The organism is Micromonospora sp. NPDC005174, assembly GCF_040608495.1.
GTDB lineage: Bacteria > Actinomycetota > Actinomycetes > Mycobacteriales > Micromonosporaceae > Micromonospora.
This window is the reverse complement of record NZ_JBEXIJ010000027.1, coordinates 92,664-94,800: the sequence shown is the minus strand read 5'-3', so window position 1 is coordinate 94,800 and position 2,137 is coordinate 92,664. Positions and strand designations below refer to the sequence as shown.

The following is a 2,137-nucleotide window of genomic DNA, read 5'->3' as shown; positions in this document are numbered from 1 at the left end:
GCGGGGGGCGGGGGGTGGGAGCCGGGAGCCGGGGGGCGGGGGCGGGGGGCGGGGTGGGGGTGGGGTCAGGGACGGGGGCGGAGGGCTTTGGTCAGGGCGGTTAGGCGGGGGGCGAGGCTCGTCAGGCCTCCGGGGAAGAAGTAGACAGCCAGGATGAAGACCGTGCCGAGGACGAACAGGGGCTGACTCAGCGGGTGACTGAGGACGGCCGGCAGGTTGTCGACCGCGTCGCTCGTACCGAAGGCGGTGAGCCGGTGGTCCAGGTACATGTAGAGGACACCGCCGAGCACCGGTCCCCACCGGGTGCCCGGCCCGCCGAGCACCACCATGACCAGCAGCGACAGGGTCAGCTCGGAGGACGTGATGTGCGGCGACGCGCCGCCGACGATCAGGACGTAGACCACCCCGCCGGCCGACGCCAACCCGCCGGCCAGGGTGAACGCCACCAGCTTGTAGCGGTACGGGTCCAGCCCGAGCACACCGATCCGCCGCTCGTCGTCGCGCAGTCCGGCGAGCACCCGACCGGTCGGCGAACCGCTGACGCGGTGCACCACGAAGACCACCAGGGTCAGGTAGGCGAGCGCCAGCCAGTACAGGTTGACCGTGTTGGTCACCCCGACCAGCCCGGCGGGCAGGCCGGACACGTCCAGCGGAAGACCCTCCTCGCCGCCGGTCAGCCCACCGAAGTCCCGGGCCACCAGGATCGCCCCGACCTGGGCGAACGCGAGCGTGACCATGGCGAACGCGATGCCCACGGTCCGCAGCGCCACCGCGCCGAGCAGCGCGGCGAGGATGGTGCCGCCGGTGATGGTCAGCAGCGCCGCCTGCCACAGCGGCAGACCGGCCCGGGTGACGAGGACGTCGGTGCCGTACACACCGGCCGCGAAGTAGAGCGCGTGCCCGAACGAGAGCATGCCGGTCCGGCCGAAGAGCAGGTCGTACCCGGCGGCCAGCCCACCGAAGATCAGACAGATGGCGAGGATCTGCAGGGTGCCGGGTGAGTTGACCGGCCCCTCGAAGATCCCCGGCAGGGTGATCGTCGAGTACGGCAGGATCGCCAGCACGGCCAGCGCGACGAGCGGCAGGAATGGCCGGACCCGGTGCCACCGCCCCCGCTGCGGGGTCAACTCGTCCGGCACCTGCGCGGGAGGTGCGTCGATGACCGTCATGCCGTTGCCACCTTTCCGGCGATGCCCTGCGGGCGTAGCAGCAGCACCACGGCCAGCAGCCCGACCACGCAGATGTCGCCGAGCCCGGATGTGCCGTAGTAGTTGACGAACTGCTGCACCAGCCCGACCACGACCGCCGCGTACGCGGAGCCGACCACCGAGCCCATCCCGCCGATCACCACCACGATGAACGCGAAGATCAGCAGCGAGCCGCCCTGGCCGGGCGAGACGGTGCCGAAGTAGACCCCGCCGAGCGCCCCGGCGAGCGCGGCCGCCGCCCCGCCGATCGCGAAGACCAGGGTGAACGCCTTGCGGACGTCGATGCCGAGCGCGGTCACCATCTCCCGGTTCTCCACCCCGGCCCGGATCACCAGGCCGTACCGGGTCCAGCGCAGGAACGCCAGGATCGCGCCGAGCACCAGCACCGCCGCGATGATCAGCAGCAGGCCGCCGTTGGGCACCTGCGCGCCGAGTATTCCGGTCACCTGCCGCGTCCATTCCGGACGCGGGAACGGCCGCGCGTCGGCCCCCCAGGTGGCCTGGAGCAGCGCCACCCCGGCCAGCGACAGACCGACGGTGACCAGCACCTGCTCGATCGTGCGGGAGTAGAGCGGACGGATCAGCACCAGCTCGACAAGCACCGCCACCAGCGTGCCGGCGGCCACCCCGAAGGCGACCGCGAGCACGAAGCCGAACCCGTCCGACCCCGCGCCCGGCAGGTTGCCCGCCGCCCACCAGGTGCCGTACGCGCCCACGCCGAGGAACAGCCCGTGCGCGAAGTTGAGCACGTCGGCCAGGCCGAACACCAGGGAGAGACCGGAGGCGACCAGGAAGTACAGCGCCGCCAGGCCGAGCCCGGTCAGCGCCAACAGGATCACCGTGCTCATGCCGAGCCACCCTTCGTTCGCGACTGCGGGGCTCGCGAACCCGGCTCACTCCTCGCGCTCACCGGGCCACCCTTCGTTCGC

The 2,137-nt window shown here is 72.2% G+C and carries 2 protein-coding genes; both read right to left on the bottom strand.

Annotated features, from left to right (window positions below; all coding sequences use genetic code 11):
- Window positions 1-65: 65 nt before the first annotated feature.
- Window positions 66-1,169 (bottom strand): branched-chain amino acid ABC transporter permease, encoded by a 1,104-nt coding sequence (locus tag ABZU91_RS25275; protein WP_355245136.1) that lies wholly within the window; start codon window positions 1,167-1,169, stop codon window positions 66-68.
- Window positions 1,166-2,056: a branched-chain amino acid ABC transporter permease gene (locus ABZU91_RS25270; protein WP_355245133.1), complete on the bottom strand. Its 891-nt coding sequence runs from the start codon at window positions 2,054-2,056 to the stop codon at window positions 1,166-1,168. The genes ABZU91_RS25275 and ABZU91_RS25270 overlap by 4 nt, the downstream gene beginning before the upstream one ends.
- Between the last annotated feature and the right edge of the window lie 81 nt (window positions 2,057-2,137).